This window comes from Mycobacterium sp. ML4, assembly GCF_054515735.1.
In genome coordinates this window covers 83205-108434 of sequence record NZ_JBTNSY010000007.1, presented here as the reverse complement: position 1 = coordinate 108434, position 25230 = coordinate 83205, and the positions used below count along the sequence as shown (strand labels likewise).

21 protein-coding genes are annotated in these 25230 nt (G+C 68.5%); 9 read left to right on the top strand and 12 right to left on the bottom strand.

Annotated features, from left to right (window positions below; genetic code table 11):
* The first annotated feature begins 148 nt into the window (after positions 1 to 148).
* On the top strand, positions 149 to 4108 hold the full coding sequence (locus tag ACX9NE_RS09640) for a PE family protein (RefSeq protein WP_459361454.1): 3960 nt from the start codon (positions 149 to 151) through the stop codon (positions 4106 to 4108).
* 6 nt (positions 4109 to 4114) lie between these two features.
* On the opposite strand, the gene ligD is transcribed toward ACX9NE_RS09640, so the two are convergent.
* On the bottom strand, positions 4115 to 5149 hold the full coding sequence (gene ligD / locus ACX9NE_RS09635; protein WP_459361453.1) for a non-homologous end-joining DNA ligase: 1035 nt from the start codon (positions 5147 to 5149) through the stop codon (positions 4115 to 4117).
* 37 nt (positions 5150 to 5186) lie between these two features.
* Here ligD and ACX9NE_RS09630 point away from each other — a divergent pair, with 37 nt between their 5' ends.
* The 4 genes from ACX9NE_RS09630 to ACX9NE_RS09615 are packed head-to-tail and all read left to right on the top strand — an operon-like array spanning position 5187 to position 7831.
* Complete coding sequence (locus ACX9NE_RS09630) at positions 5187 to 6263, top strand: ATP-dependent DNA ligase (RefSeq protein ID WP_459361452.1); 1077 nt, start codon at positions 5187 to 5189, stop codon at positions 6261 to 6263.
* A gap of 30 nt (positions 6264 to 6293) precedes the next feature.
* Positions 6294 to 6887 (top strand): TetR/AcrR family transcriptional regulator, encoded by a 594-nt coding sequence (locus ACX9NE_RS09625; RefSeq protein WP_459361451.1) that lies wholly within the window; start codon positions 6294 to 6296, stop codon positions 6885 to 6887.
* A gap of 35 nt (positions 6888 to 6922) precedes the next feature.
* Positions 6923 to 7378 carry a hypothetical protein gene (locus tag ACX9NE_RS09620; protein ID WP_459361450.1) on the top strand — a complete coding sequence of 152 codons (456 nt, stop codon included), beginning with the start codon at positions 6923 to 6925 and terminating at the stop codon, positions 7376 to 7378.
* A 36-nt stretch (positions 7379 to 7414) separates the two neighbouring features.
* On the top strand, positions 7415 to 7831 hold the full coding sequence (locus tag ACX9NE_RS09615) for a hypothetical protein (protein ID WP_459361449.1): 417 nt from the start codon (positions 7415 to 7417) through the stop codon (positions 7829 to 7831).
* Here ACX9NE_RS09615 and ACX9NE_RS09610 read toward each other — a convergent pair.
* The 4 genes from ACX9NE_RS09610 to ACX9NE_RS09595 all read right to left on the bottom strand — a co-directional run bounded on the left by ACX9NE_RS09610 (position 7828) and on the right by ACX9NE_RS09595 (position 11443).
* Complete coding sequence (locus ACX9NE_RS09610) at positions 7828 to 9048, bottom strand: cytochrome P450 (RefSeq protein ID WP_459361448.1); 1221 nt, start codon at positions 9046 to 9048, stop codon at positions 7828 to 7830. The genes ACX9NE_RS09615 and ACX9NE_RS09610 overlap by 4 nt on opposite strands.
* 44 nt (positions 9049 to 9092) lie before the next feature.
* Positions 9093 to 9569 carry an NUDIX domain-containing protein gene (locus ACX9NE_RS09605; RefSeq protein WP_459361447.1) on the bottom strand — a complete coding sequence of 159 codons (477 nt, stop codon included), beginning with the start codon at positions 9567 to 9569 and terminating at the stop codon, positions 9093 to 9095.
* A 6-nt stretch (positions 9570 to 9575) separates the two neighbouring features.
* Entirely contained in the window at positions 9576 to 10949 is a 1374-nt protein-coding gene (locus ACX9NE_RS09600; protein ID WP_459361446.1) for a WS/DGAT/MGAT family O-acyltransferase, read from the bottom strand.
* Positions 10950 to 11023: 74 nt separating this feature from the next.
* The gene (locus tag ACX9NE_RS09595) at positions 11024 to 11443 is read right to left on the bottom strand and encodes a hypothetical protein (RefSeq protein ID WP_459361445.1); all 420 of its coding nucleotides are present in this window, start codon (positions 11441 to 11443) and stop codon (positions 11024 to 11026) included.
* Positions 11444 to 11586: 143 nt separating this feature from the next.
* Between ACX9NE_RS09595 and ACX9NE_RS09590 the strand changes: the two genes are divergently transcribed.
* Complete coding sequence (locus tag ACX9NE_RS09590; protein WP_459361444.1) at positions 11587 to 12645, top strand: NAD(P)H-dependent amine dehydrogenase family protein; 1059 nt, start codon at positions 11587 to 11589, stop codon at positions 12643 to 12645.
* A 6-nt stretch (positions 12646 to 12651) separates the two neighbouring features.
* On the opposite strand, the gene ACX9NE_RS09585 is transcribed toward ACX9NE_RS09590, so the two are convergent.
* A complete protein-coding gene (locus ACX9NE_RS09585; RefSeq protein ID WP_459361443.1) occupies positions 12652 to 13647 on the bottom strand; it encodes a D-2-hydroxyacid dehydrogenase family protein in 996 nt (331 codons plus the stop codon).
* Entirely contained in the window at positions 13647 to 15185 is a 1539-nt protein-coding gene (locus ACX9NE_RS09580) for a carboxylesterase/lipase family protein (RefSeq protein ID WP_459361442.1), read from the bottom strand. The genes ACX9NE_RS09585 and ACX9NE_RS09580 overlap by 1 nt, the downstream gene beginning before the upstream one ends.
* Positions 15186 to 15328: 143 nt before the next feature.
* Between ACX9NE_RS09580 and ACX9NE_RS09575 the strand changes: the two genes are divergently transcribed.
* Both ACX9NE_RS09575 and ACX9NE_RS09570 read left to right on the top strand, forming a co-directional pair.
* Positions 15329 to 19225 (top strand): Pls/PosA family non-ribosomal peptide synthetase, encoded by a 3897-nt coding sequence (locus ACX9NE_RS09575; protein ID WP_459361441.1) that lies wholly within the window; start codon positions 15329 to 15331, stop codon positions 19223 to 19225.
* Positions 19222 to 20544 (top strand): M1 family metallopeptidase, encoded by a 1323-nt coding sequence (locus tag ACX9NE_RS09570; RefSeq protein ID WP_459361440.1) that lies wholly within the window; start codon positions 19222 to 19224, stop codon positions 20542 to 20544. Before ACX9NE_RS09575 ends, ACX9NE_RS09570 begins: the two co-directional genes overlap by 4 nt.
* Here ACX9NE_RS09570 and ACX9NE_RS09565 read toward each other — a convergent pair whose 3' ends face one another.
* Complete coding sequence (locus ACX9NE_RS09565; protein ID WP_459361439.1) at positions 20545 to 20931, bottom strand: DUF2237 family protein; 387 nt, start codon at positions 20929 to 20931, stop codon at positions 20545 to 20547.
* Positions 20932 to 20988: 57 nt separating this feature from the next.
* Entirely contained in the window at positions 20989 to 21324 is a 336-nt protein-coding gene (locus tag ACX9NE_RS09560; protein ID WP_459361438.1) for a PE family protein, read from the bottom strand.
* Between the two features lie 140 nt (positions 21325 to 21464).
* On the opposite strand from ACX9NE_RS09560, the gene ACX9NE_RS09555 reads away from it, so the two are divergent.
* Positions 21465 to 21860, top strand: a complete 396-nt coding sequence (locus tag ACX9NE_RS09555; RefSeq protein WP_459361437.1) for a hypothetical protein — start codon at positions 21465 to 21467, stop codon at positions 21858 to 21860.
* Between the two features lie 70 nt (positions 21861 to 21930).
* Here ACX9NE_RS09555 and ACX9NE_RS09550 read toward each other — a convergent pair whose 3' ends face one another.
* Genes ACX9NE_RS09550 through ACX9NE_RS09540 form a run of 3 tightly spaced genes read right to left on the bottom strand, consistent with a single transcriptional unit; the run spans position 21931 to position 25179 of the window.
* On the bottom strand, positions 21931 to 22680 hold the full coding sequence (locus tag ACX9NE_RS09550; protein WP_459361436.1) for an SDR family NAD(P)-dependent oxidoreductase: 750 nt from the start codon (positions 22678 to 22680) through the stop codon (positions 21931 to 21933).
* Complete coding sequence (locus ACX9NE_RS09545; RefSeq protein WP_459361610.1) at positions 22677 to 23873, bottom strand: MBL fold metallo-hydrolase; 1197 nt, start codon at positions 23871 to 23873, stop codon at positions 22677 to 22679. The genes ACX9NE_RS09550 and ACX9NE_RS09545 overlap by 4 nt, the downstream gene beginning before the upstream one ends.
* A gap of 55 nt (positions 23874 to 23928) precedes the next feature.
* Positions 23929 to 25179, bottom strand: coding sequence for a sulfotransferase family protein (locus ACX9NE_RS09540; protein ID WP_459361435.1), 1251 nt, complete (start codon positions 25177 to 25179; stop codon positions 23929 to 23931).
* Between the last annotated feature and the right edge of the window lie 51 nt (positions 25180 to 25230).

Here is a 25230-nt window from a genome sequence, read left to right as displayed (position 1 = left end):
CCCGCTCCGGGCATCCGGCCGGGCGGCCCGTCAGCCAGCGTATTCCAGGATGACACAACGGTTGCTCAATCGTGCGCACTTAGGTTTCGAGCGATCAGGATGCGCACCGTTGCGCCGCGCCCGCAAAGCTCACGGAAGAGGGCACCCAATGTCGTTTGTCACCGTGGTACCTGGATTCTTGCTCTCGGCCACAACCGATTTGGCCGGCATCGCCGCGGCGTTGAGTGCGGCCAACCGGATGGCCGCGCGCTCGACGACGAGCGTTGCCGCCGCGGCGGCCGATGAGGTGTCCACCGCGGTCGCCGCCCTGTTCGGCGCCTACGGGGAGAGCTACCAAGAGCTCAGCGCACAAGCCGCCGCATTCCAGCGCCGGTTCGAGCAGACCTTGACCTCGAGTGCGCTCGCCTATGCGACCGCGGAGGCCATCAACACGTCGCCCCTGCGACTGCTCCTGGACGTGGTCAATGCCCCGACACAGTTGCTGCTCCACCGCCCACTGCTCGGTGATGGCGCAAACGCGACCGGCGCCGGCGGCAACGGTTCTGACGGCGGCGTGTTGTTCGGTAACGGCGGTAACGGTGCTGCCGGTGCGGCCGGTCAGGCCGGCGGTCGGGGCGGCTCAGCCGGGTTCGTCGGTAACGGCGGGGCCGGCGGGGCCGGCGGAACGGGTGCGGCCGGCGGAAACGGCGGCGCCGGTGGCTGGCTGCACGGCAACGGCGGGGCGGGCGGCAACGGAGGTGATGCCGTCCTGCCCGGCCGCAACGGCGGGGCCGGTGGGCTGGGCGGCAACGCCTGGCTCTGGGGCGCGGGCGGGGCGGGCGGACACGGCGGGCAAGGCCAGGGCGGCGCCGATGGCGTCAATCCCACGACGAACATCACAGGCACTGCGCCACAACCCGCCGGAGCCGGTCGCGACGGCGTCGACAGCAGCAACACGCCCGGGCGTCCCGGCGGTGCCGGCGGTTCGGGTGTGGACGGCTCGGACTTCTCCGGCACCGGCGACGCGGTGGACGGGAGCAGGGGCGGCAACGGTGGCACCGGGGGGGCCGGGGCGCCCGGCGGTGACGGAGGCGGGGGCGGAAAGGGCGGTAACGGCGCCCTGTTCAGTTCTGCCGGCTCCGGTGGCGACGGCGGTGACGGCGGCCAGGGTGGAGCAGGAGCAGCCGGTGGCGACGGAGGCGCCGGCGGTGCCGGCGGCCTCGGGTCCGCCGGCCACCAAGGCGCTGGCGGCTCCGGCGGTAACGGGGGCACCGGGGGCATCGGTGCGCCCGGCGGCAATGGCGGTAGTGGCGGCGACAGCGCCAATGGCCTGTCGTCCAACACCAAGGGCGGCAACGGCGGTGCCGGCGGCGCCGGCGGCAGCGGCGCGCCCGGACAGGACGGCGGCGCAGGTGGGAATGGTGGAGCCGGCGGGCACGGCGGATACCTGTACGGGGACGGCGGGGCGGGCGGTGACGCCGGCATCGGTGGGGCCGGCGGCAAAGGAGCTACCGGCGCATCCGGGGGTGCCGGCGGCAGCGGGGGTCACGGATACTCGCTGCCCATTTTCGGTGGTGGCGGTCTCGGTGGCGTGGGCGGCGCCGGAGGAGACGGTGGTGCCGGCGGAAGCGGCGGTGTGGGCGGGGCCGGCGGGGCAGGCGGTGACGCCGGTCTGTTCGGCGGCCACACCGGTGCCGCCGGCGCCGGTGCGCACGGCGGCGCGGCCGGGGCCGGTGGCAACCCGGGTGCCGGCGGCAGCGGTGGCCGCAACTCCTTCAACCTGACCGCCGGCAGCGGCGCTCCCGGCCACGTCGGCGCACCCGGCGATAGCGGCGGCGCGGGACAGAACGGTGCCGGCGGCCGTACCTACTCCGAACTGATCAGTCAGGCAGCCGTGAATGCCGTCAACGAACCGGTGTACAACCTCACCGGGCGGGTGTTGATCGGCGACGGCGCGGATGCCGCAACACCAGGCGGCCGGGGCGGCGATGGCGGCTGGTTGATCGGCAGTGGCGGCGATGGCGCCGCCGGTGTCGCCGGTCAGGCCGGTGGCGACGGGGGCAACGCCGGCTGGCTGCTCGGCAACGGCGGAGCCGGCGCGGCGGGAGGCATCGGCGCCAACGGCGGCAACGGTGGCTCATCCGGACTGTCCGGAAGCGGTGGAGCCGGTGGCGACGGTGGCGTCGGCGTGGCCAACGCGGCGGCGGCCGGCATCGGCGGCACGGGTGGACACGGTGGACAGGGTGGGGCCGCAGGTCTGTTCGGCAGTGGAGGCAACGGCGGCACCGGCGGAGTGGGTGGGCCCGGTGCTGCGTTCGCCGGCGGCGCCGGCGGGGCCGGCGGCGATGGCGGGGCTGCCGGCCGCATCACCGGCTACGGTGGCGCCGGAGGACACGGCGGCGCCGGCGGAGCGGGCGTGGGCGGTGGCCGGGGCGGCATCGGCGGTCACGGCGGGGACGCCGGCCTAACCGGGTGCGGGGGGTACGGCGGGGTCGGCGGCGCGGGCGGATCGGGCACCATCAGCGGCGGCATCGGCGGAGCGGGGGGTACCGGCGGCGCGGGCGGTGTGATCTACGGCGACGGGGCCGCCGGCGGCCAGGGGGGCCGCGGCGGGCTTGGTCTGTCCAACCACGCCAATGCCGGCGGCGCGGGCGGGGCGGGCGGCGATGCCGGCTGGTTCGGCGACGGTGGCGCCGGTGGTGCCGGTGCCGCGGGCGCGGCCGGTGGTAACGGTGGCAATGGTGGACAGGTCTTCGGCGACGGAGGCGCGGGCGGACGCGGCGGAGACGGAGTGTCAGGCCTGACCATCAACGGCGCCTCGCTGGTCGGTGTCGATGCCGGAGCCGGGGGTGACGGCGGTAATGCCGGCCTGCTCGGCAACGGCGGTAGCGGAGGGCAGGGCGGAACGGGCCACGGCGGTGCGAGCGGTGCGACCGCGGTCAATCCCGGCGTGCTTCCCCAGACTCCGCGGGCCGCCGATGGGGGGTCTGGCACCAACGGTACGCAGGCCGGGCAATCCGGGAATTCCGGCGTCAGCGGCGGCAACGGCACCCAGACCGGGCAGGCCGGCGGTGCCGGCGGTACGGGTGGCAACGGGGCTCGCGGCGTAGACGGCCACGGCGGCGACAACTACGGCGATACGGGTGGCAGCGGCGGAAGCGGCGGCAATGGCGGCAACGGCGGTGCCGGCGCGCCGGGTGGCCACGGCGGAAACGGTGGGACCGCCGCTGGTGGCGGCAACGGCGCCAACGACAGCAACTCCAACACGTACGGCGGCGCCGGTGGACGCGGCGGCAACGGCGGAAACGGCGGCAACGGCGGTGCCGGCGCACCCGGCGGAGACGGCGCAGACGGCGGTCAGGGTCGCGGCGGCGGCACCGGAACGTTGGGCTCGGGTGCGACCGGTCCCGGCGGCAACGGCGGAAACGGCGGAAACGGCGGCACCGGCGCCGCGGGCGGAAACGGCGGCAACGGCGGCATCGCGAACGGGCCCGGCGACCCGGCAGAACTCGGGCTCGGCGGCAACGGCGGAAACGGCGGAAACGGCGGCACCGGGGCCGCAGGGGGCAACGGCGAGATCGGTAACGCCGGCGGTGCCGGCGGGCGCGGTGGGAACGGCGGGCTGTTGGTAGGTGACGGCGGCCAGGGCGGTAGCGGCGGTAACGGGGGCAACGGCGGCAACGGTGGTGCCGGCGCTGCCGGCGGCCGCGGCGGCAACGGTGGCCTGGGCGCTCCCGGATCGCCCGCGGGTGTCGACGGCACGGTCGGGGTCGGTGGAGACGGCGGGGCCGGCGGCGCCGGCGGAAGCGGGGGGGCGGGCGGGAACGGCGGGGCCGGCGGTAACAGCGGGCTTTCGGGCCACGCAGGCATCGGCGGCAGCGCCGGCAGTGGTGGCGACTTCGGTACCGGCGCGGCCGGCGGGGCACCCGGACAGAACGGTCAGGCCGGCCTGCCCGCCAGTCAGAGGGCCGTGGCTGGCGTATCCGGGGCGAACGGGGTAGCCGGGGCCGACGGGACACGCGGAGACGACGGCGGCACCGCCGGCGTTGACGGCTTCCCGCCGGCGTTCCGCCCGTATGCGCCCCTTATCGCCGGCACGCTCGCCACGCTGCGTGACCTCCGCGGGTGAGCGGGTTCACTTCTTGCGATCGGTGTCCCGGGACGGCTGCACCCGCTTGGGTTCGCCGGGCATCTTCGGGTAGTTCGGCGGATAGGGCATATCACCGAGCCCGCGTTCCTCGTCGGCGTCGACCATGTCCAGTAACGCCGCGATCGACTGGGCTGGGTTGGTCGACGGGTCGTCCATGCCGGCCCACGGATCGTCGCGGCCCGCGACCAGGGCGGGGACGGTGGCCATGGTGTAGTCGTCCGGGTCGGCGCCGGCCAGTTCGTCCCAGGACAGCGGCATCGACACGGTCGCGATTGGGGTGCGTCGCACCGAATAGGGGGAGGCCATGGTGCGATCCCGGGCGTTCTGGTTGAAGTCGATGAAGATGCGCTTGCCCCGCTCTTCCTTCCACCACGACGTGGTCACCGCATCCGGCGCGCGCCGTTCCACCTCGCGCGCCAGCGCGATGCCGGCCCGGCGCACCGCAATGAAGTCCCAGTCGGTGACGATCCGCAGGAACACGTGCACGCCGCGCCCGCCGGATGTCTTGGCGTATCCCGTCAACCCGAGTTCGTCGAGCAGCGGCCGCAAGACATCGACCGCGACCGACCGGGCTTCTTCGAAGCCGGTGCCGGGCTGCGGGTCGAGATCGATGCGCAGCTCGTCGGGATGCTCGGTGTCGGGGCAGCGCACCTGCCAGGGGTGCAGCGTGACGGTTCCCATCTGCGCGGCCCACACGATGGCGGCGGGATGGGTCACCTTCAGCGCGTCCGCGGTCCGCCCGGACGGAAAGGTCACCCGGCACGTTTCGAGATAGCCGGGATGGTGCTGCGGCACCCGCTTCTGATAGATCTCCTCGCCGTCGATGCCGTCGGGGAACCGCTGTAAATGGGTGGGGCGGTCACGCAGCGGAGCCAGCATCGGGCCGTGCGCCACCTCGGCGTAGTAGTCGATCAACTGCCCTTTGGTGCCTTGCGACCCGAGCTTGGGGAAGTACACCTTGTCGCGATTGGTCACCCGGACGGCAATGCCGTCGACGTCGAGTTCCTCTGCTGCAGCCATATCTAGAGTCCAGCATGCCGCACGCCAGAATGGGCTGATGGACTTACCCGTTATGCCGCCGGTCTCGCCGATGCTGGCGAAGTCGGTCAAGGCAATCCCACCGGACGCGTCGTATGAGCCCAAATGGGACGGCTTCCGCTCCATCTGTTTTCGCGACGGCGACGACGTGGAGCTGGGCAGCCGCAACGAGCGGCCGATGACGCGCTACTTTCCCGAGCTGGTGGCCGCGGTCCGGGCGGAATTGCCGCCCCGCTGCGTCATCGACGGCGAGATCGTCATAGCCACCGAGCGCGGGCTGGATTTCGAAGCCCTGCAACAACGCATCCACCCGGCCGACTCAAGAGTGCGGATGCTCGCCCAGCAGACGCCGGCGTCGTTCATCGCGTTCGACCTGCTGGCCCTGGGCGACGACGACTACACCCGCCGCCCGTTCCATGAGCGGCGTGCCGCCCTGGTGGAAGCACTCGATGACTCCGGACCGGCGATTCACGTCACTCCGGCCACCACCGATCGGGAGACGGCCCGGCGCTGGTTCGACGAGTTCGAGGGCGCGGGCCTGGACGGGGTGATCGCCAAGCCGCTCGCCGTTACCTATCAGCCGGACAAGCGCGTCATGTTCAAGATCAAACACGAGCGGACCGCGGACTGTGTGGTCGCCGGATACCGGCTGCACAAGTCCGGTGGCGACACCATCGGTTCGCTGCTGCTCGGGCTGTACCAGGATGACGGGCAACTCGCCTCGGTCGGTGTGATCGGCGCCTTCCCGATGGCCGAGCGCAGACGGTTGTTCGCCGAACTGCAGCCACTGGTCACCAGCTTCGACGAGCATCCCTGGAACTGGGCCGCACACGAGGCGGGCGAGCGGACTCCGCGCAAGAACGAGGGATCGCGCTGGAGCGCCGGCAAAGACCTGTCGTTCGTGCCGTTGCAGCCCGAGCGGGTGGTGGAGGTTCGCTACGACCACATGGAGGGCGCGCGGTTCCGCCACACGGCACAGTTCAACCGGTGGCGACCCGACCGCGACCCCCGCTCGTGCACCTACGAGCAGCTGGAACAACCACTGACCTTCCGCCTGGGCGACATAGTGCCCGGGCTCGGAGCGAATTCGTGCTGAAGGCGGCGCCGGAGTCGTACGGTAAAGAGCATGCGGCCGTCTCAGAGACCGGACGGTTCCCCGGCCGCCGCTCCCGCGGATCTGCGGGCGAGGGTCATGCCGGCGGTCCTTGATGAATTGGCACGTTGGGGCGTCGAGCGATTCAGCGTGGAGGCCCTCGCGGAACGGCACCACCTGGACGTGGCGGCGATCTATCACTATTGGGGCGATCGCCAACAGCTGATCGTCGATGCCGCTGTCCGGGACGCCGACGCTGTCCGCTCGGCGATCGATACCGGCTCGCTGCGGGGTGACCTTCTTGCCCTGGCCCGCACCATCGCCGCCGACGTCAACACCCCGATCGGACGCATGTTCCATCGGGTGATGGTGATGGACGGTCGCGGCGGCCGTCACGACGCTGAAACCCGAATGATGTTCTGGCAGCGGCGTTTCTCCGTTATCCGCTCGGTTGTCGATCGGGCCCGGGAGCGTGGCGAGTTGCGCGACGGTGTGCCAACCGTGGCCGCGATCCAGATCGTGACGGCACCCATCTACGTTCGCAGTCTCTACACGGAGGATCCGGTCGACGACTGCTACTGCGTCGCCATCGCCGACCTCGCGTGGCATGCGCTGCGCAAACAATGACCGCTCCGGGCGCCCCCGGCCCTTAAGATGTCGAAATGCTGCACGTGTCCGCGCTGTTCGTTCCGCGTAGCGCCGCGTTCGACGAGCAGGGCGCCATCAACGCCACGTGTATTCCCATGGCGTGGTTCCAGGTCGATCAGATGCCCTTGTGGGCAACGGTCCCGGTCGTGCTCGTGGTGCACGCGCGCGCGGGTGGCGACTACGACCCGGAAATCCATGTCGTCTGCAAGGACCCGTCCGGAACACCCCGCGGGTCGCTGCGAGCGGCGTGGCACTGGCCGGATGACGGAAGCCGCGCCTCCAAGTACCGGTGTTTCACGCAGGAACTGTCGTTCCCGGTCGAGACGGAAGGCGAGTACACGCTGGGGGTCTACTACGACGCCGACGGCAGAATCGAGCTGTCCACTCCGATACCGTTGTCGATCTTGCTGGCCGAGCCGGCACCGTCCGTCGAGCAGAGCGACGAAAGTTTCCCCGAGCCCGCGCAATAGGCTGGCGTCTGCGCCCTTCGCACATAGGATGTCGTGATGCACGTAGCCGCATTGCTGGTCGCAGGTTCGGCCACCATCGACGATTCCGCGATCGACGCGACCCGCCTGCCGATCACCAGCTACGAGGTCGACCAGACCCCGGTGTGGCTGACCGTCCCGCTCGTTCTGGTGGTGCACGCGCCGGCGGGCGGTGACTTCGATCCGGAGTTATTCATCGTCTGCAAAGATCCCGGCGGCACGATCCGCGGCACAGTCCGCTCGGCCTGGCAGTGGCCCGACGAGGACCGGCCGTCCAAGTATCGGTGTTTCACGCCGCAGCTTTCCTTCGCGATCGAGACGACCGGCGAATACACCGTCGGCGTCTATCACGACGCCGAAGCCACCCGTTCGCTTGCCACCCCGATACCACTGATGATCAACATGGCCGGGGGTCGTCCTGGCCGCAACTCTTAGAGCGCGACCGTCAAGGCCGACAACCCGCGCAGGGTGATGTTCGGCTTGTACCGTGGCTCGCCGGCCAGGCGCGCATGCGGGAATCGCGCCGTCACGGCCGAAAGTGCCGCAGTGGCTTCCAACCGGGCCAGCGGGGCGCCCAGGCAGTAGTGTGCGCCGCGCCCAAAACCCAAGTGCCGTGCGGCTCCCCGATCCGGGTCGAACACATCGGGCCGCTCGTACTCGGCGGGATCGCGATGCGCGGCAGCCAGCAGCAACATCATCACGTCGCCCGCGGCAACAGCGGCATCACCAATCACGATGTCGTGCAGGGCAATTCGGGTAAGTTGCTGCACCGGCGGGTCATAACGCAGGGTTTCCTCCACGACGGACGCGGCACGGCGGGGGTTACCGGCCAATGCCGTCCACTGCCGGCCGTCGCGCAGCATCGCGAGCACCGCGTTGCCGATCAGATTCACCGTGGTTTCGTGACCGGCGACCAGCAGCAACACACACGTCGAGACGATTTCCTCCTCGGTGAGCTGATCCCCGGACTCGTTTACCGCGACCAGCGCCGACAACAGGTCATCACCGGGCGTCACCCGGCGGCGCGCAATCAGCCCGTGCAGGTAGTCACGCAACCCTGCACCGGCGTTCAGCGACTCGTCGATGTCGGATTCGTCGTCGGCGACGAACGGGTCCAGCGACTTGGCCAGGACCGCGGCCGCGTCCCTGAACTGCGGCTCATCCTCCAGCGGCACCCCCAGCAACCGGCAGATGACCGCCACGGGCAGCGGGTAGGCGAAGTCGGCGACGACGTCGAAGCTGCCTTTCTCTTCGATCGTGTCCAGCAGCGTGGCTACCAGCGCCTCGATTTCGGGCTGCAGCGCTGCCACCACCTTGGGCGCGAACGCCTTGCTGACAAGGTTGCGCAGCCGGGTGTGGTCGGGCGGGTCGAGAAACAGGAAGCCCGGCGGTGTCTCCCGGCGCGACGACTGGTCGGCCTCGACCATCCGCCCGGCGGCCGTCGATTTGAGGTGGTCGCTGCTCGCCGACGGGTGCCGCAGCACGTCGTCGCAGTCGCGGTATGTGGAGAAGAGGACGAAGTCGCTTCCCGGCAGCACCAGCGGGCCCCGCTCGCGCAGTCCGGCGCAGACCGGGTACGGGTCCGCCCGGCTTGCCGGGTCCAGCAACTGCAGCAGCAACATCCGCGAGTCGGCGGGCTCCGTCGTCGTCACAAGCGCCATTGTGCCCGCGTCGAGTGTCCAGGCACGGTGCTGTCCTAGATTCCTTCGGACAGCTCCGGTTCCGCCATCAAGCGATCCAGAAAAAGTCGTTGGCCCTTGAGCAGCTTGGTGCGGGCCAGTGCCACCGGGAACCAGTCGACGCGATCAACCTCCGGGAACTCGCGCAGCCGGCCCGACCCGCGCGGCCATTCCATCTCGAAGACGTTGCTGCGCGCATCGGTCACGTCGAGGTCGCCGCGGACGGCGAAGGCGGTCACCACCTTCCCGCTGGGTTGCTTCACCGAACCCAAGTCCGTTCGCGGCCCATCGGGGACGGGCAGGCCCAGCTCCTCGGCGAATTCGCGCCGCGCCGCCGCCCACGGGTCGTCCCCCTCGGCGTACTCGCCCTTCGGGATCGACCATGCCCCCTCGTCTCTGCGCACCCAGAACGGCCCGCCCGGGTGGGCGATCAGCACCTGCACGACACCGGTCTGGATTCGGTAGAGCAATACGCCCGCGCTCAGTTTCGGCATGACCGATCAGACCCCGACGGCTTGCTCCATGTCTTTCAGCGACGTCTCCAGGTGAGCGAGCAGCCGCTGCAGGTGCGGCACGCTGCGGCGACATCCCACCAATCCGAAGTCGAGGTTGCCGGCGTTGTTGACCAGCGTGATGTTCAGCGCCTGCCCGTCGGGAATGTTGGACAGCGGATAGCTACCGTCGAGGCGGGCGCCCCCGTAGTAGAGGGGGTCGCCAACGCCGGGCACGTTGGAGATGACGATGTTGAACGGCGGCGGCACCGCCGAAAGAAAACCGGGTACCCCGGCCAGTGTCAGCGGAGCCATGTTCAGCGCTGACAGCGCAAGTACCTGGTACGACGGCAGGTCCGCAAGCACCCTTTTGTTGCGGCGCATCGACTCCGCGATGATCTCCAGCCGCTGTGCCGGGTCCTCGACGTCGGTGGCCAGGTTGCACAGGATGCTGCCCACCTTGTTGCCGCCGCTGTCGGCGTCGGCGTCTGAACGCAGGCTCACCGGCACCATGGCAACCAGTGGTGTGTCGGGCAGAGCGTCCTGTTCGAGCAGGTAGTAGCGCAAAGCGCCGGCGCACATCGCCAACACGGCATCGTTGACGGTTACACCCGCAGCGTCTTTGACGCTCTTGATCCGGTCCAGCGACCAGGATTGCCCGGCACACCGGCGAGCGCCGCCGACCTTGACGTTCAGCATGGAGTGCGGGGCGGCGAACGGCAACGTCAGCTGCTGCTCCAGCAGCGCGGCACGGGCCAGCTTCAGGGTCGACGGGGCTACTCCCAGCACGGCACCCGCGAGTTTGACCAACGAGTAGAACGGGTTCGAGCTGCCGCCGTCGGCTGGCGTCTTGGATGGCCGCGGAGGTCGGGGAATGTTCCAGATCGCCTTCACGTGGGTGTCGTCCGGGTCGGTCGACATCGTGCGCTGCATCAGCTTCACCGCCGAGACGCCATCGATCAGGGCGTGGTGCATCTTGGTGTACACGGCAAATCGCCCGTCGTTGAGCCCCTCGACGACGTGCAACTCCCACAGCGGGCGGTGCCGGTCCAGCAGGCTGGTGTGCAGCCGTGAGGTCAGCTCGAGCAGATCGCGGACGCGCCCGGGCGACGGTAGCGCCGAGCGCCGCACGTGGTAATCGATGTCCACTTCGTCGTCGTAGGCCCAGGCGATCCGGGCAATGCCGCCGCCGATCGTCGCGGGGTGCTTACGGAATGTCGGCTGAAATTCGTCGTTGGCAACCAGCTTGTCGTGGAACTCCCGGACGAACTCCGGGCCCGCGCCCTTCGGCGGCTGGAACAACGACAGACCACCGACGTGCAAGGGATGCTCCCGCGACTCGGAGAACAGAAACATCGAGTCGGTGGGCATCATCAGTTCCATGCCCGCTATTACACACCGCGAGCAACCCGCGATAGCAAGGTCTTTTCGTTGCCGGGTTCGCGGCAGGGCGCCCGCTATCCCACCGGTGTGAAGCCGGCATTCGACAGCGTGAACCCGCGGCCCGACGAGACAGTGCACGTCACCCCGCTGGTCTCCGACCGGCAGGTGAACGGCCCCACCCCCGCGCTCTGACCATAAGCCAGCACCGGGGTGCCTTGTCCGGCGTTACCCAGACAGGACTCTCCGTTGCAGGTCTTCATGGTCCCGGCGGTGGTCATGCGGACAGACTGCGGCGGCGAATCGGACTGGCAGTACGTCTCGTCGGGTATGCCGCTGCCGCGCTGATAACTCAACTCGCAGCCGATGTTGCGCGAAGGCAGCAGGAAGGAGCACCACGTCGAGGTGCAGACCGGATTGTCGGCCCAGGCACAGGGCATTCCGAGGCAGCCGCCGACGACGACGCTTGCCAGCACTGTGACGGCTGCGCGATGCATGGTGGCCCCCCGACCCCGACGGTTAACTCGTAAGCAAGCTAACAGTTCGGCGAGTCGCGGATGACGGCTTTCCCTAGATCCGTGCTGACAGTTACTGTCACGAAGTCATAGCCTGCCAACGCCGCGGCCAGCCCGGAGGTCCGATGAACGACCCGAGCACCTTTCGTGTCATCCAGTGGGCAACCGGGGGCGTCGGGAGGGCCGCCATCGAGTGCGTGCTCAACCACCCGGAGCTGGAGCTGGCCGGCTGCTGGGTGCACAGCGCCGACAAGAACGGCGTCGACGTCGGACACATACTCGGCCGCGACGCCCTCGGCGTCACCGCCTCCACCAGCATCGACGAGGTGCTGGCGGTCGACGCCGACTGTGTGATGTACAGCCCGCTGGTGCCCGACAACGACGAGGTCATCGCGATCCTGCGGTCCGGAAAGAACGTCGTCACCCCGGTGGGCTGGGTGTATCCCGACCTGGACAACCCGCGCGTGCGGGCCATCGCCGACGCCGCGGTCGAAGCGGGGGTGACGCTGCACGGGTCGGGCATTCACCCGGGCGGCATCACGGAACGTTTTCCGCTCATGGTGTCGTCGCTGTCCTCGGCGGTTACGCATGTGCGCGCCGAGGAATTCTCCGACATTCGCACCTACAACGCACCAGACGTGGTGCGTCACATCATGGGCTTCGGGGGCACGCCCGAAGAAGCGATGCGGGGTCCGATGGCGGGCCTGTTGGAAGCCGGCTTCAAGCAGTCGGTGCGAATGATCGCCGACCACATGGGTTTTCAGATCGAACCCACAATCAGGACGACTCAGGAGATCGCGGTCGCGACCGGCGACATCGACTACGAGCCGATGACCCTCGCCCCGGGCACGGTGGCCGCACGCCGGTTCCGCTGGCAGGCCCTGTCCGATGGCGAACCGGTGATCACGGCGGCGGTCAACTGGCTGATGGGCGAAGACAACTTGGAGCCGGCGTGGGAGTTCGGCGCACCGGGTGAACGCTTCGAGATCGAGATCACCGGTGATCCGAACATCAGCCTGACCTTCAAGGGGCTGCAACCACAGACCATCGCCGAGGGCCTGCAACGCAATCCGGGCGTGGTGGCGACCGCCAACCACTGTGTCAACGCCATTCCGTACGTCGTCCCCGCCGAACCCGGGATCAAGACCTATCTCGACCTACCGCTGATCGCCGGGCGCGCATGACCGCGGTCAGGAGTCCGTACCGGGGTTCGCGATCCTGACCGGCGTGCCGTCCAGCCACGCCACGACGGCTTCGGCGGTGTCGGCGTAGCAGGCCGCCAGCATGTCGCGGGTGACGTAGCCGAGGTGCGGCGAGAGGGTGACGTTCGGCAACGCACGCAGCCGGTGGCCGGCCGGAAGCGGTTCAATGTCAAAGACATCCAGTCCCGCCCCGGCGATACGGTCACCCTCCAGCGCGGCGATCAGAACTTGCTCGTCGACGATGGGTCCGCGGGACGTGTTGATCAGAAAAGAATTCGGCTTCATCAAGGCAAGCTCGGGTGCGGCGACCAGTCCGCGCGTGCGTTCGGAGAGCACCAGGTGGATGGAGACCACATCGGATTCGGCGAACAGCTGCGCCTTGTCGACCCTGCGCGCACCGGCCGCGTCCGCCGCCTCCCCGGTCAGGTTCTGGCTCCACGAGATCACGTCCATTCCGAAGGCTTTCGCGTACTGCGCCATCCGCCGGCCGACGCGACCGAGACCGAGCAGTCCCAGCGTCTTGCCGGACAGCGTCATCCCGGTCGTCGTCTGCCATCCGCCCTGACGCATCCGGCGATGCTCCTCGGCCAGGTTGCGCACCGTCGCGATCATCAACCCCCAGGCCAATTCGGGTGTCGCATCGCGCACCGCGGCGAATCGGGGGTGGGCGAAATCTGAATGAGCCACCAGCACACCGTGTTCGGTGGCCGCCGCCATGTCCAGGTTGGGCAGCATGCGGCCGACGATGGTGATCAGCTTCAGATTCGGCAGCCGTTCGATCAGCGTGCGGGGCAGCGCCATCCGCTCGCGCATCGTGCAGACCACGTCGAACGGCCGTAGCTCCCCGGCGGCCTCCTCCTCGCTCAGGTGCCGTTCGAAAACGGTGACGTGCGAACGGTTCTGCACCGGCGACCAGTCAGCGAGTTGCAATGCGACGCCGGCATAGTCGTCGAGGATGGCGACCTGCGGTCTGCGGTCTGCCATCAGGGATGGTCCTGGTGCGCGGCCGGGAGTTGCGGTCCGCGTTGGGGTCCCGCGTAGTGCCGCCACGCCTCCCACACGCTGCGGTGCAGGCTGCGAACGAGCCGCGGATCCGGGCCGTCGATGACCAGCGCCGCACGGTCGGCACGGTAGTCCGGCCAACCCGGCGCGCCGGTCCGGACGAATCGCATCCACCGTTGCTGCACGAAGTCGCGGACCGAGCGATACTGATCATGCCCGCCGACGGTGAGCAGCTGCAGGGCGGGCATCTCGCGCCCGAATACCAGCGGGACGTCCATGGCGTGGATGGCGCCCATCCCGATCCATCGCAACACCGATGGGGCGTAGTCGAGCCGGTAGAGATAGGTCGGTGCGTGGCGGGCGTGTCCTTCGGCGACGGCGATCATCGGCCGCACGAAGAAGCAGTCGGTGGCCAGCCGGGTCAGCGCCGCCGGACTCGGATAGTCCGGATAGTGCGCCAGCACCCGCGCCTTTGCCGCGGGGTCGGTCGCGGCGAACATGCGGTCCACCCGCGCCGGCGTCGTGGGAACGATGTCGATCACCCGGCGCACCGGCCCCCAGCCGGCGTGTCCCAACTCATTGCGCATCGAGCCGATGAGCAGGGGCACGCGCTGGGCCCGTCCGGCCGCGATCGCCGTCGTCGGATCCTCGGGCAAAAATTCGCCGTCGACGACCGGCGCCAGCGACATCTGACACGGGACCTCGCGGGCCGCCTGCATCATCACCTTGATCGCCGCCGCCGTGATCGCGGCGGCAGGAGCGGTGCGCAGCAGCTCGGATGCACCGTCGGGGTCGGCGCCCAGCGCCTCGATGCACCGCCGCGCGGTTTCGCCGGCCTGCTCCGGCGTACGCACCGCATCCGGCACCGGACTCTGGGCAATGGCCCGGTGGAACAGCCCGCGCGCGGCCGGCAACGTGAGGTGGGTCAGAACGGCGCTCGCGCCCGCGGACTGGCCCCACAGGGTGACGTTGCCGGGATCTCCACCGAAGTTCGCGATGTTGCGGTGCACCCACTGTAGGGCGGCCAGTTGATCGCGCAGACCGAGGTTCGATTGGAAATCCGCTCCGTACTGCGAGAAATCCACAAACCCCAGACCGCCCAGCCGGTAATTGATCGTGACCAGAACGATTCCGAACTTGTTCACCAGCGGCTTGGGGTCGTGCACCGGCAGCGCCGAGGTGCCTTCGAAATAGCCGCCGCCGTGAATGAATACCAGCACCGGCCGTGCTGCCGCACCGCGATCGACCGGAGCGCAGACGTTGAGGGTCAGGCAGTCCTCATGCTGTAGCTGTCGCTTCAGCACTCCGAGCGGGGAACTGAGCCGGTGCGAGTGCGCGGCGTAGCCGAACCTGGTCGCATCAAGGACCTCCGGCCACGACGAGACGGGTTCTGGAGCCCGGAAGCGCAACGGCCCGACGGGCGGGGCCGCATAGGGGATCGTGCGCCACAAGTCGACGTCGCCGAAACGGCGGCCGCGCACGACGCCGGACTCGGTGGCCACCTCCGGGGCACTGTCCATCGGCTCACCTCCCTGCCGTGGAGTGTGCCGCATGCGGGCGCGGCGATCCAGCGGTCCACCACGCCCGAGTGTGCCGCAGCCGACGGCCGGCCGGCGTGTCACGTCGCGCGATTCACACTCGCACCCTGGGTAGGGTTCCAGGCGTGCCCGAGATCCCCGCGCAATACCTGCTGTCGGATGACGCGCCTCCTCAGCGCACGCTCATCGACATCATCCGGGCCACCGCCGCGCGCTACCCGGACGCCGCGGCGATCGACGACGGCGAGGTACAGCTCACCTACGGAGAGCTGATCGAGGACATGACCGACAGCGTCGCCTGGCTGGCGGCCCGGGGTATCGGACGCGGTGACCGGATCGGCATTCGGATGCCCTCGGGCAGTTACTCGCTGTACACGGCGATCCTGGCCGTGCTCGCCGCCGGCGCCGCGTATGTGCCCGTCGACGCAGACGACCCCGACGAACGGGCCGAACTGGTGTTCCGGGAAGCCAACGTGGTCGCCGTCATCACCGACGACGGCATCGAGCGCACCCAGGGCGCGTCCCGGGGCTGGCGCGCCGAGGCTCCCCTGGCCCGCGACGATGCGTGGATCATCTTCACATCCGGATCCACCGGCACGCCGAAGGGGGTGGCCGTCACTCATCGCAGCGCCGCCGCCTTCGTCGACGCCGAGGCGCAGATGTTCCTGCAGGACAGTCCCATCGGCCCCGGCGACCGGGTGCTGGCCGGACTGTCGGTGGCGTTCGACGCATCGTGCGAGGAGATGTGGCTGGCATGGCGGCACGGCGCCTGCCTGGTTCCCGCGCCGCGATCGCTGGTACGCAGCGGGATGGACCTGGGCCCGTGGCTGGTGACCCGGGATGTGACCGTGGTCTCGACGGTGCCCTCGCTGGCGGCGCTGTGGCCCGCCGAAGCCCTGGAAGCGGTGCGGCTGTTGATCTTTGGCGGTGAGGCGTGCCCGCCGGAGCTCGCCGAGCGATTGGTGGTGGACGGTCGTGAGGTGTGGAACACCTACGGCCCCACCGAAGCCACCGTGGTCGCCTGCGCCGCCCGGCTCGACGGCTCGGGCCCGATCAGCATCGGGTTGCCGCTGCGCGGGTGGGACCTGGCCGTGGTGGACGGTGAAGGCCGGCAGGTCGGCTACGGCGAGACGGGCGAACTGGTGATCGGCGGTGTCGGCCTGGCCCGCTACCTCGATGAGGACAAAGATGCCGAAAAGTATGCTGCGATGCCGACACTCGGGTGGAAGCGGGCGTATCGCAGCGGTGATCTGGTCCGGCTGGAGGCCGATGGACTGTACTTCTGCGGGCGCGCCGACGACCAGGTCAAGGTCGGAGGCCGGCGCATCGAACTCGGTGAGGTGGACTCCGCTCTGGTCAACCTGACCGGGGTGAGCGGTGGCGCGGCCGCGGTCCGGCGGACCGCCGGCGGCACACCGGTGCTGATCGGTTACGTGGTCAGCGCCGACCCGTCCTTCGATATCGCCAAGGCACGCAACGAACTTGCCCAGCACCTGCCCGCACCGCTGGTGCCGCGGCTGGTGCTCATCGAGGAGCTGCCCACCCGCACGTCGGGCAAGGTCGATCGCGATGCGTTGCCGTGGCCACCGCCGGGGACCTCCGACACCGAGGAGGCCCCGGACCTGGCGGGCACGGCGGGCCGGCTGGCCCAGATGTGGCGAGATCTGCTGGGCGCCACGGTCACCGGCGAGGAGGCGGACTTCTTCGCCCTCGGTGGCGGCTCGCTGGCCGCCGCGCAGCTGGTAGCCACTCTGCGGCGGCAATACCCGCAGCTCACCGTCGCCGACCTGTACGACCATCCGCGGCTGGGTTCGCTCGCCGGATTCCTCGACGAACTAGGCCCGCCACCCCAGGTGGACGAGCGAGTGGTCAAGCCGACTCCGCGCCTGACCCAGCTGATCCAGACCGCGTTGACGGTGCCGCTGGCGACGCTGGCGGCGCTGCAGTGGGTTACCTGGCTGGCGTTGGGGAACAACATCGCCCGCGCGCTGCACCTGGTGCCCTGGACTGTCCCGGTGAAGTGGTGGTGGGTGGCGACCGCTTTCGTCCTGTTCGTCACGCCGCTGGGGCGCATGGGCATCGCGGTGCTCTTCGCCCGCCTGCTGCTGCGGAACTTAAGGCCCGGCAGCTACCCGCGGGGCGGCTCGGTGCACCTGCGAGTGTGGCTGGCCGAACGGCTGGCCGAAGCCGGCGGCGCGGAAAACCTGGCCGGGGCACCGTGGCTGGTCTATTACGCACGCGCGCTGGGCGCCGAGATCGGCAAGGGCGTTGACCTGCATTCGGTGCCGCCGGTGACGGGCCTGCTGACCGTCGGCGAGCGCAGTGCGATCGAACCCGAGGTGGACCTGCGCGGACACTGGGTCGACGGCGACGTGTTCCACGTCGGCGCGATCACGATCGGCAATGACGCGACCATCGGTGCCCGCACCACCCTGCTGCCCGGGGCGGTCGTCGGCAAGAACGCCGACGTGGCACCGGGCTCGGGCGTCACCGACAAGATCAAGAACGGCCAGTACTGGAAGGGCTCCCCGGCGGCCAAATCCGGGCGGGTGAATCACCCGTGGCCGGACGAGCGGCCGGCGCGGAAGTCCTACTGGGTGGCCGGTTACGGGGTCACCTCGCTGGTACTGGCCGGGTTGCCGCTGCTTGCCCTGGCGGGGGGCCTGGCCCTCATCGGGTTGGCCGTTCAGCACACCCGCAGCCTGTCTCAGGCAGTGCTGCCCGCACTGCAGTGGACGCCGTTGGCGGCACTGACCGGGTTTGCGACCTACGCGGTGGCGACAGTGCTTGCCGTGCGACTGCTGTCGATCGGACTGCGCGCGGGCTATCACCCGGTGCGCAGCCGCACGGGCTGGCAGCTGTGGACCACCGAACGGCTGATGGACGCGGCACGCACCTACCTCTTCCCGATGTACGCCAGCCTTTTCACCCCGATCTGGCTGCGCATCCTGGGCGCCCGGGTCGGCAAGGGCACCGAGATCTCCACGGTATTGCTCACCCCCAAGTTCGCTGTCATCGAGGACGGAGCCTTCCTGGCCGACGACACCATGGTGGCCTCCTATGAGCTTGGCGGAGGCTGGATCTACGCGGCGGAGACCACCGTGGGACGGCGCGCATTTCTGGGCAATTCGGGCATCACCCAGCCCGGCCGTCGGGTACCCGACGACGGATTGGTCGCGGTGCTGTCGGCGACGCCGCCGAAAGCCAAGCGCGGCTCGTCGTGGTTGGGCAGTCCACCGATGCGACTGCGCCGGCGGCCCGTAGATGCGGATGAGGAGACGACGTACCACCCGCCGACGCGATTGAAGGTGATGCGGGCCGCAGTGGAGATCTGCCGGCTGCTCCCGGTGGTGGTGACGGTCGCGATCGGGGTGGCGGTACTAGGCGTATTGCAAGCACTGACAATCACGTTCGGGATCTGGTGGGCGGCGCTGGGCGGCGGCCTGGTGTTGTTGGCAGCCGGTGCCCTGGCCGGTGTGGTGACGATCGTCGCGAAGTGGACCCTGGTCGGACGGATCAAGGCGAGCGAGTTCCCGCTGTGGTCGTCTTTCGTCTGGCGCAACGAACTCGCCGACACCTTCGTCGAAACCGTTGCGGCACCGTGGTTTGCCCGTGCCGCCAGCGGCACCCCGGTGATGAGTCTGTGGCTGCGAGGCCTGGGCGCCGCCGTCGGCCGTGGCGCGTGGTGTGAAACCTATTGGCTACCCGAGGCCGATCTGGTCGTGCTCGGAGACGGCAGCACGGTCAACCGCGGCTGCGTGGTCCAGACGCATCTGTTCCACGACCGCATCATGCGGATGGACAGCGTCGTGCTGGAATCAGGCGCCACCCTCGGGCCGCACTGCGTGGCGTTGCCCGCCGCCCGGGTGGGCGCCGGCGCATCCGTGGGACCCGCGTCACTGGTGGTGCGGGGCGACGAGGTGCCCGGATCGACCCGCTGGCAGGGCAATCCGGTCAGACCGTGGGTGAGCCGGAAGAAGGCCCGCAAGAGTGCGGCCGACGTGAAGGACGACGCCGCGTGAAGACCCCCGCGAAGAAGGCCGTCCAGCGGGACTGCCTGGACCCCTACCTGCCACAGAACGGCAACTCCGGCTATGTGGTGTCACGCTATGAACTCGACCTGGAGTACAAGGTCGCGATCAATCGGCTCTCGGGAACGGCGACCATCACCGCCGTGACCTCGACCGAACTGGCGGAATTCAGTCTCGATCTCTCCAGCGCACTGTCGGTGTCCAGGGTTTCGGTGAACGGCAAACGCGCCGCTCGGTTCAGTTGCCGCAGCGGTAAGTTGCGCGTCGCATTGACGTCCAAGTTGCCTACCGGCGCCGCGATGTCGGTGGTGGTGCGTTACGGAGGCACTCCCAAACCGCTCCGAACCCTCTGGGGTGCGGTCGGATTCGAGGAGTTGACCGACGGCGCGCTGGTCGCCGGGCAGCCCAACGGCGCCGCATCGTGGTTCCCCTGCAACGACCATCCCAGCGCGAAGGCTGCCTTTCACATTCAGATCAGCACCGAAAGCGCGTACCGGGCGATCGCCAACGGCAAGCTGGTGTCGCGCCGGGCGCGGGCCTCACAGACCGTGTGGACCTATGAACAACCGGAGCCCACGTCCACCTACCTGGTCACGCTGCAGATCGGTGTCTACGAATCGGTCCGGCTGACCAGAACGCCGGTGGCGATCCGCGCAGCGGTGCCCGAACGCCTCCGGGACAATTTCGACCACGATTTCGCGCGGCAGCCCGACATGATGGACCTGTTCGTCGAACTATTCGGGGCCTACCCGCTGGCCGACGGGTACACGGTGGTGGTGACCGACGACGCGCTGGAGATCCCGCTTGAGGCGCAGGGCATTTCGATATTCGGTGCCAATGACTGCAACGGCACCCGGGCCAGCGAAAGGCTGATCGCGCACGAGCTGGCGCACCAGTGGTTCGGCAACTCGGTGACCGCTCGCCGGTGGCGGGACATCTGGCTGCACGAAGGCTTCGCGTCCTACGCCGAGTGGCTGTGGTCGGAACGCAGCGGCGGGCCCTCGGCGGAGGAATGGGCGCGCCGATATCACGCGGAACTTCGGCACAAGGCGCAGGACCTTTTGCTGACCGATCCGGGGCCGCGCCTCATGTTCGACGACCGCGTGTACAAGCGGGGCGCCCTGACCCTGCATGCCCTGCGTGGACATCTCGGCGACGAGAAGTTCTTCACGCTGCTGAGGGAGTGGACCACCCGGTATCGGCACGGCACCGTCGCCACCGACGACTTCACCAGTCTCGCGGCCAACTACACCGGCGAGTCGCTGCGGCCGATGTGGGAGGCGTGGCTGTATTCGACCGAAGTCCCCTGACTACAGGTTGGCCAGGTCGTCCGGCACGTCCACCGCATGCTCCTGCAGGACCTCGAGCGGTACCACCTCCAGAGTGCGGGCGTTGGTACAGGCCAACACCACCGGGGCGGCGCAGCCGTCGTGGTGGGCCCGCAGCCAGTTGCGAGCGGTGACACACCAGCGGTCGCCCGGCAGGAGCCCGGGAAACCGGTACTCGGGCACCGGCGTTGACAGGTCGTTGCCGATGGAGCGCTGATGCTCCAGGAACTCGGCGGTCACGACGGCGCAGATGGTGTGTAAGCCGCGGTCTTCGTCGCCGGTGGAACAGCACCCGTCCCGATAGAAGCCGGTGACCGGCTCGTTGCCGCAAGGCTCCAACGGGCCACCCAGCACGTTGAGTTCAGCCATGGGCCCAGTATCGCGCTTGCGCGGGAAAGTGATGCGAAGTTCGGCGAAGGTGGACCTTTAGACCCCTGACATCCGCGCGCTCAACTGCAAACCGATTCCCACCACACTGTCGGCGGCGGCCACGTCGACATCGGAGTACATCCGCGCGATGTCCCCGATCGCCGAACCGACCCGCATCAACTCCTGCTGGGCGGCCTGGTTCAGCGCGAGCATCTGGGCTGCCTCATTGGTGAACGCCGCCACCGCCTGGGCGGACACCTCTTCGGCGCCGGCGGGCAACAGTGAGGTCAGCACGTTGGCTGCATTCGCACCGGCCTGCATACCCCCGAAAGCATTGTCGGAGATTTGAGAGCCGATGTCGGCGACGGCTGAGCCGATAGTCATGGACTGCATTGGCATCTCCTAGTGTCAGCAACGACAACTGCAGTGATAGTAGCAATTAGAAACTATTTACGTCTAGGAAATTTCGGGGTGAATATGGTGCTGCTGACGGACGTTCAGGCTGGTCACCTTCCTGCGGTAGGTTCAGCGACGTGATACTTACGGGCGCCTTTCTGGCCGATGCAGCCGCCGTGGTCGACAACAAGCTCAATGTGTCGGGCGGAGTGCTGTCCCGCTTTGCGCTCGGACCCGACCGATCTGCCCGATTTATGCTGGTCGTATTGACTCAGGCCGAGCCCGGCAACACCGATCGCACCGTCAAGATCGAGATGCGGCCGCCCACCGACGACGACCCGATCCGGCTGGAGTTCGAGGTGCCGGAAGCCGCGGTCGCGGATTTTCCCGGATTCGCCTTCTTCGAGTTACAGCTCCAGCTTCCCAGCGACGGTCGATGGGTGATGGTGGTGACCGGCGGCACCGGAGCGATCTCGTTGCCGGTTCTGGTCACTGAGTTTGCACCGCCGCCGCCACCGTCGTTCGGGCTGTAATACCTCAGGACAGCGCGGGCACACGCTGTCGGCCCGTAGGAGTCCGGTGAAGTCGGGCCTGAGTCCGTCCTCAGATGCAGTCCGATGCGCCGTCGACGACGAACACCGCACCGGTGGTGTAACTGCTTTGCTCGGTGCACAAGAAGGCTACCGTGGGCGCGATCTCCCCGACCGATCCGAAGCGCTGCAGCGGAATATGCGCCAACTCGGCGTCCACCAGTTCGGTCACCGCATGCATGGGCGCGGTCATCGGGGTGTCGATGGTGCCCGGTGCCACCGCGTTCACCCGGATGCCCAGGGGCGCCCATTTCACCGCGAGGTTTCTAGTGACGCAGATGATTCCGGCCTTGGCCGCACCGTAGCCGGGGACCAGCGGGACGGCGCACAGTGCCGACATCGAGGCCATGTTGACGACGCTGGCTCCGCCGGTGGCCGTCGATGCCTTCAGGGCGCGGCGCATTCCGACGGTCAGCCGATACGGTCCGGTCAGATTGAGCGTCACCGACGCCTCGAACCCGTCCGGCTTCGATTCATCAAGTCCACCAGGAAAATTCGCTCCCGCGTTGTTCACCAGGACGTCGAGTTCGGTGAATCGCCGCGTCAGCGCGTCGACAGACTCGGGATCGGCGATGTGCAACTGGTGATACGTCATGCCGGAGAGGTCTGTGTCGTATTCACCGGCATCGGACTTGGTTCCGGTGATCGTGACCTCGGCGCCGGTGTCCCGGAACAACGTGGCGATCCCGTGGCCGATGCCGCTGGTGGCGCCGGTGATCAGCGCCGAGGTTCCGGTGAAGTCGAAGCTGACCCGCGCGGTCATGAGTTGCTCGCAATCTGGTGCTTGAGCCACGCTGTCTCCCAAAAGTTTTCGCTTTGCGCCAGCAGATCCTCGTGGGCCTGGATGAGCACCTCACGTGCGCCCGGATGGTCACGAGCGACCAGTTCCGCCAGATGGATCGCGTGCAGCGGGCGCCCCGCGCACAAATGTGCCCGGGCGCGATCGATCAGGGCGTCGGCGCCGGCGAGTTCGACGATGTCGGCGGACACTTCATCGAATCTCACCGGATAGAGCTCGGTGGTCGAGCGGTGATGAAACCACCCCGAGTAGTTCTCCCAGATCGCGCGCACGTCCCATGCGACCTTCCCGTAGCCTTGACCCACTTCATGTTCCGTGGGCAGCGTGATCTCGCGCATCAGCGCTACGACGTCCTTGCCGGCGTTCATACCGGCGACTGTCTGATCGTGGATGTACCGAATCGCGTCGCGCAACCGGGTGAGCTCCGCGTCGATCCGATCCGCACCCGCGATCGGTTCGAAATGGCCGGTGACCAACAGCTTCGGCCGTAGCTCACGCACCCGCTCGACCGACGCGATGGCCGTCAGCGCGTCGCGGCACCGGTCGCCGCGGATGGTGACCAGGTTGGGGATGTGTCCGAAGATGGGACCGAACGTGTTCCCGCACAAGCAGATACGCTCCTCGGGAAGCCACACCACCAACGAGTCGGTGGTCTCCCCGCCGGGCACCGAGATCAGCTCCAGCCACCGGGTGCCCACCTGCAGGGTCAGCGTGTCGTCGAAGTCGATGTCGACGACGGGAACGCTCTGGCCGGGCAGCCTTTTGGTGCCCAGACGTTGTTGGATGGCCTGGACGCCGGCGGCCAGGGTGTCTTTGAAAGCGAACGCACTGCGGCTGGCCCGATACGGGATGAGGCGCTCGTTGTCGTCGCGCCACAGTTTCCAATTCGCCTGCGCCACCACAGTGGTATCGGGATCGCGGAAGCTGTCCAGACCGCCGACGTGATCGACGTGACCCTGGGTGAGGATGATGTAGCGCACCGGCGAACGGTCGACCGCGTCGAAGTTGGCCCGGTGCACGGGTCCCTCGAAGCCCATTCCGGTATTGACGATCACCCGGCCTTCGTCGGTGGTCAGCAGGTAGGCGTTCGACAGCCCCGGCGAGCACCAGATGCCGGGGGCGATCTGCTCGGCGTGGTCGGCGGATGCCGGGCGCATGGCATCGGCGCCGGGGCGGCTTCGGTACAACGGTTCGAATGTCACGAGGTCCCCTTCATTCGGCAAGGACGTCGAATCTGTCGAAGTAGAAGTCGAATCGCCCACGGAGTTCGTCGGGCGAGATGCCGAAATGGCGCTGCAGGTCGTAATGGATCCGGCCGTGCATGCCGCGAGGGTTGCCATCCAGGTACTTCTGGAAGTGTCGCCGCACCTTATCGGGTAATTCCGTGCCGGCACGCCGGTAAAGTGCACTCAGCAGCGGCATTTCATTGCCGTTGAGGTGGTGGAAGCTGATGTCGACGCTACGTTCGGCGGGCACCAGATCGCGGTCACGCACGCACGCGCTGAGCAGTCGGTGCACCCGGTCGCTCCAGTAGTCCAGCAGCCAACCCGGGTCGATGCTGTTCCGGCGCAGCCGATCAGAGTAAGCCATCATGGTGATTGCCGACTGGATCACCGCGACGGGATCGCGGTGGGTGAAAGCGACGGTCGCGTCGGGAAAGGTGGCGATCAGCGGCCCGAGTTGCTCGCAGTGCTGCGGGCTCTTGAGTACCCAGGTCTGCGGACCACGCAGGAACGTCAACGCCTGCAGCACTTTTCGCAGGTATCCGTAGTGACGGAACTGGTCCAGCGCAAGGTAGTAGTCCCGCCAGGCCGGCACCCGGGCGTGCCATTCCAGGACGTAGGATGCCAGGTCCAGGTCCAGGATCTCGACTTCCTCCTCGATGGCCTCGGGGAAGCGGTCGTGCATGGCCGCTACCACGGGGGCGCTGACCATGAGCGCGTCGTGTTCCTGCTTGCACCGCGTGTATCGCGGATCCACACCGAAGATGTCCGGGCCTTCACCGCGGGCCGGGATAGGTTCCTGGCTTTCCCAGTAGGGCAGCGCCCGCCGGCGCGGGTCGGCGGCGATGAGGTTCACCAGATGCGTGGTGCCCGAGCGCGGCATACCGACGACGATGATCGGTTTCTCGATCGGGATCGACTCGATCTCGGGGTAACGCTTGATCAGGTCGGTCAGCGACAACCGGTTGCGCAGCAATCGCACCACCCGTTGCCGCAGCGTCGACCGGGAGAGTTGGCGCAACCCGTCGTCGTTGTTGATCGCGGCGACGTGCGCCGCGAGGCGGTCCGTGAAGCCGTTGGTGTCGTCGAGATCTGTGGCGCCGGCGCGGTCGCGGGCCTCGGCGAGCATCGTGTCGATATCGAGTTCGACGTGGCGGCTCTCGGTGAATTCCAGGATCTGCCGCTGGACGTCAGTCAACTGCGGCGACGTCAGGTCGTCGAAGTCGATGACATCATCCACCGACGCCTCCTCGACATTGACTTCGTCGAATATAGCGACCGCCGGAACGGT

Excerpts from the sequence above, each read along its gene's own strand:
- ACX9NE_RS09640 (WP_459361454.1), top strand. The coding sequence starts at position 149 with ATGTCGTTTGTCACCGTGGTACCTGGATTCTTGCTCTCGGCCACAACC.
- ligD (WP_459361453.1), bottom strand. The coding sequence starts at position 5,149 with ATGGCTGCAGCAGAGGAACTCGACGTCGACGGCATTGCCGTCCGGGTG.
- ACX9NE_RS09630 (WP_459361452.1), top strand. The coding sequence starts at position 5,187 with ATGGACTTACCCGTTATGCCGCCGGTCTCGCCGATGCTGGCGAAGTCG.
- ACX9NE_RS09625 (WP_459361451.1), top strand. The coding sequence starts at position 6,294 with ATGCGGCCGTCTCAGAGACCGGACGGTTCCCCGGCCGCCGCTCCCGCG.
- ACX9NE_RS09620 (WP_459361450.1), top strand. The coding sequence starts at position 6,923 with ATGCTGCACGTGTCCGCGCTGTTCGTTCCGCGTAGCGCCGCGTTCGAC.
- ACX9NE_RS09615 (WP_459361449.1), top strand. The coding sequence starts at position 7,415 with ATGCACGTAGCCGCATTGCTGGTCGCAGGTTCGGCCACCATCGACGAT.
- ACX9NE_RS09605 (WP_459361447.1), bottom strand. The coding sequence starts at position 9,569 with ATGCCGAAACTGAGCGCGGGCGTATTGCTCTACCGAATCCAGACCGGT.
- ACX9NE_RS09600 (WP_459361446.1), bottom strand. The coding sequence starts at position 10,949 with ATGGAACTGATGATGCCCACCGACTCGATGTTTCTGTTCTCCGAGTCG.
- ACX9NE_RS09595 (WP_459361445.1), bottom strand. The coding sequence starts at position 11,443 with ATGCATCGCGCAGCCGTCACAGTGCTGGCAAGCGTCGTCGTCGGCGGC.
- ACX9NE_RS09590 (WP_459361444.1), top strand. The coding sequence starts at position 11,587 with ATGAACGACCCGAGCACCTTTCGTGTCATCCAGTGGGCAACCGGGGGC.
- ACX9NE_RS09585 (WP_459361443.1), bottom strand. The coding sequence starts at position 13,647 with ATGGCAGACCGCAGACCGCAGGTCGCCATCCTCGACGACTATGCCGGC.
- ACX9NE_RS09580 (WP_459361442.1), bottom strand. The coding sequence starts at position 15,185 with ATGGACAGTGCCCCGGAGGTGGCCACCGAGTCCGGCGTCGTGCGCGGC.
- ACX9NE_RS09565 (WP_459361439.1), bottom strand. The coding sequence starts at position 20,931 with ATGGCTGAACTCAACGTGCTGGGTGGCCCGTTGGAGCCTTGCGGCAAC.
- ACX9NE_RS09560 (WP_459361438.1), bottom strand. The coding sequence starts at position 21,324 with ATGCAGTCCATGACTATCGGCTCAGCCGTCGCCGACATCGGCTCTCAA.
- ACX9NE_RS09550 (WP_459361436.1), bottom strand. The coding sequence starts at position 22,680 with ATGACCGCGCGGGTCAGCTTCGACTTCACCGGAACCTCGGCGCTGATC.
- ACX9NE_RS09545 (WP_459361610.1), bottom strand. The coding sequence starts at position 23,873 with ATGCGCCCGGCATCCGCCGACCACGCCGAGCAGATCGCCCCCGGCATC.